The 3,639-nt window shown below is 72.1% G+C and carries 3 protein-coding genes; all 3 read left to right on the forward strand.

The features are described from left to right. The coding region (locus G6020_RS15775) for an AAA family ATPase (RefSeq protein WP_241732769.1) at nucleotides 1–1,624 on the forward strand (1,624 nt) is incomplete at its 5' end. Continuing rightward, nucleotides 1,621–2,964: a hypothetical protein gene (locus G6020_RS15780; protein ID WP_182611253.1), complete on the forward strand. Its 1,344-nt coding sequence runs from the start codon at nucleotides 1,621–1,623 to the stop codon at nucleotides 2,962–2,964. The genes G6020_RS15775 and G6020_RS15780, both read left to right, overlap by 4 nt. Beyond that, the coding region (locus tag G6020_RS15785) for an SGNH/GDSL hydrolase family protein (RefSeq protein ID WP_182611254.1) at nucleotides 2,961–3,639 on the forward strand (679 nt) is incomplete at its 3' end. The genes G6020_RS15780 and G6020_RS15785, both read left to right, overlap by 4 nt.

The following is a 3,639-nucleotide window of genomic DNA, read 5'->3' on the forward strand; positions in this document are numbered from 1 at the left end:
GGCCTGGCCCGGGTACTTCCAGCCGATCGTCAAGCACGAGCATAAGACCCGGATCCGCGACGCGTTCGCCGACCTCATCGGTGGCCCGTCCGGGATCGACGAGCTGGACATCGACCAGGACCTGCACCGGATCGCCGAGACGCTCTCCGCCCAGCTCGGCCAGCCCGTCGACTGGTACCGGGGCGCGATCGCCAACCAGTGGCAGCGCCACCGCGACGACCACTCCCGCCGTGCGTGGCTGGTCCGACCCGGACGCGGCGGCGTCGGTCAGGCCGGACAGTGGGTCGCGCAGAACCGCATCGCGCTGCCCGCCTCGCACCTGCCGCGCATCCCCGCACACGCCAGCCGGCTCGAGGTGTCCCAGGCCGTCGAGCAGGGGTACCCGCACCTGGACTACCAGGCACGGTTCCAGCTCACCGCGGAGCTGCACACCTTCCTGTCCCGGATGAGCCCGCAGGACGTCGTGGCCACGGTCGCGGACGCCAAACTGCACCTGGGCACCCTCACCGACGACCTGGGCTACGTGGAGGACGGCGGCCAGCAGCTCGAGCGCTCGGTGCGGTGGCACTCGGTCACCCTCGACCTGGACACCCTCCCCAGCCCGCTCTCGGAGCTGATCGGGGAGCCCGGCACCGTCGTGGACCTCACCGACGGCCTCGACGCGCTGCTCGCCACCATGCACCCCGGCCGGCACTCCGCCGAGTCCCAGGTGGCCGAGGCGCCGGGCGCCGGGACCGTGCCCACCCTCCCCGACATCACCGACGAGCTCGCCGACGGCCTCCACATGCCGCGCAAGGAACTGCAGGAGATCGTGGACACCCTGCAGGAGCGGCAGCAGATCGTCTTCTACGGTCCGCCCGGCACCGGCAAGACCTACCTCGCGCAGGAGCTCGCGCGTTTCCTCGCCGGCGCCGACGACCCGAGCCGGGTCCAGCTGGTGCAGTTCCACCCCAGCTACGCCTACGAGGACTTTTTCGAGGGCTACCGGCCCACGCTCACCGAGTCCGGTCAGCCCGGCTTCGCCCTGCAGGCCGGGCCGCTGCGCCGCCAGGCCGCTCGCGCCACGTCGGACTCCGGGCGCGAGCACCCGAGCTTCCTCATCATCGACGAGATGAACCGCGCCGACCTGGCCCGCGTCTTCGGCGAGATGTACTTCCTGCTCGAGTACCGCGACCGCACGGTCCTGCCCCAGTACAGCCCCGACACCTCGTTCCGGTTGCCGCGCAACCTGTTCATCATCGGCACCATGAACACCGCCGACCGGTCGATCGCCATGGTCGACGCGGCCATCCGGCGTCGGTTCGCGTTCATGGAACTCCACCCGGACACCCCGCCGGTGGCGGGCGTGCTGCGACGTCACCTCGAGGCCCGCGGCGTGACCACCGAGCCCGCGGACCTGCTGGAGGCGCTGAACTCGGAGATCGACGACTCGGACCGCGACCTGCGGATCGGGCCGTCGTACTTCATGAAGGACCGGGCCACCGAACCCGGCGGGCTCGAGGCGATCTGGCGGTACGACCTCCTCCCGCTGCTCGAGGAGCACTACTACGGACGCCTGTCCCGCGCCGAGGTCCACGAACGCTTCGGGCTCGCGACACTGCGTCGGAAGATCGGCCGGGCGTGATCCCCGCCTCGGCGGGCTCTGCGGCGTCGGAGACCATCGAGTTCGACGAGTTCGACCGCCGTGGCCGGCTCGTCACCCTGAGCTGGGAGGGCGCGCAGCACCTGTCCCAGACCGGGCTGGTCGAGGTGTTGCCCGCCGGCCGCGACACGTGGCGGTTGATCCCGTCCGGGAGCGTCGGCTCGGTCCGCGTCGAGGGTCTGTCCGTGCGGGTCCTGCCCGCGGCCAACCTGGGCCTGACGCAGTTGTTCTTCCTGCTCGACCACGCGGCCGACACCGCGTTCCTCCCGTCGGCCGTCCAGGCGAGGGACGACGACGAGCTCTGGGTCTCCGTGGCCGAATCCATGGCCGCGTTGGCGCACCAGGCCCTGTCGTCCGGGCTGCTGCGCGGGTACCGCAGGGTCGACGAGGCGCTGACCACCGTGCGCGGCCGGATCCGTCTGGGCGACCAGATCCGCCGCCACCCGGGAATGACCATCCCCCTGGAGGTCACCTACTCGGAGTTCACCCCCGACATCGCGGAGAACCGCATCCTGCGCACCGCCGCGCACCGCCTGCAGTTCCTGCCCGACCTGCCGGACGCCACCCGGCGGCGGCTGGCGATGGTGGACGCCCGGCTGGCGGACGCCACGCTCATCGGCCAGGGCGCCCCGGTCCCCGCCTGGACGCGGACCCGGCTCAACGCCCGGTTCCAGAACGCGCTCGCCCTGGCCGACCGGATCGTGCGCCGCATCTCGGTGGAGGTGGAGGACGGCCACGCGGCGTCGGCGGCCTTCGTCACCGAGATGCCGGCGCTGTTCGAGCGCTTCGTGGAGGCCGAACTGACCGCCGCCCTCGACGGCTGTGGTGGACGGGTGCTGCAGAACCCCGTCGTCCATCTGGACACGGGTATCGAGCAGGGAGACGCCGGGGACGCCGGGTCGACCAGTGCCTCCGGCGGCAGGGCCGGTCGCCACAGCGCTCCCGACGCCGAGGGCGACCACATCTCCGTGCCCACCGGCCTCGTGTACGAGGTCGACGGCGAACCGGTCACGACCTTCGTTCCCACCTATCCCACGGACCGCCGCGCCCGCGCCGCCGAGCACTACAGGCTGCTGGCGGCCTGCACCGCGCTCGGCGTGGACCGCGCGTACCTCGTGTATCCGGCCCAGCGTCGCGACGACACCCCGCAGCCGCGGCGGATCGTGCACACCGACATCTCGATCGTCGAGTACCCGGTGGATCTCTCGATGGGGCCCCTGGAGAGCCGCAGGACTATCGTCGAGTTGTCACAGCAGGCCCGCGAGCTCGCGGTGCCGAGCCCCGCACGCCACCGCACCGGAGGGAGACGCCACGCCAGATGAGTCACGCAGATGATCCGGCACGGAAGGTCGTCGTCAACCTCGCGCTGGTCGCGGTGGGGACCGTCGGCGCCTACCGGGGTGCGTACGAACTCCTCGCCCAGCAGGCCAGGATCGCCCGACGGGTGATCCCCAAGCCCACCTCGCGACCCTTCCACGGCGACGGCCTCTACCGGCCCGGTGCCGTGACCGCGGAGCCGTGGCGACCCGGGATGACGTGCGACGTCCACATGGTGATCTTCGGCGACTCGCTCGCCGCCGGCCTGGGTGCCGACTCCCCCGGTGAACTGCCCGGGGTCCTCCTGGCGCGCGGTCTCGCCGAGGAATCAGGGTGGGACGTGCGGCTGAGCGTCAAGGCGATCGTCGGCGCCACCTCCAAGGGGCTCGCCGGTCAGGTCGAGGCCATGCAGATCGCGCACGGCGATCCCGACATCTCGGTGATCCTCATCGGCGGCAACGACATCACCGCACGCAACGCGATCGGCCCGTCGGCCCGCCGCGTGGGCGAGGCCGTCGAGGCGCTCCGCGAGGGCGGCTCCCTCGTGGTGGTGGGCACCTGCCCCGATCTGGGGACCATCAAGCCCGTCCCGCAGCCGCTGCGATCGGTCATGGCCACCCTCAGTCGCCGTCTCGCCTCGGCCCAGGCCGTGCAGGTCCGCCGCGCGGGCGGTGTGCCGG

This window comes from Dietzia sp. B19 (assembly GCF_014145155.1).
In the GTDB taxonomy this organism is placed as follows: domain Bacteria; phylum Actinomycetota; class Actinomycetes; order Mycobacteriales; family Mycobacteriaceae; genus Dietzia; species Dietzia natronolimnaea.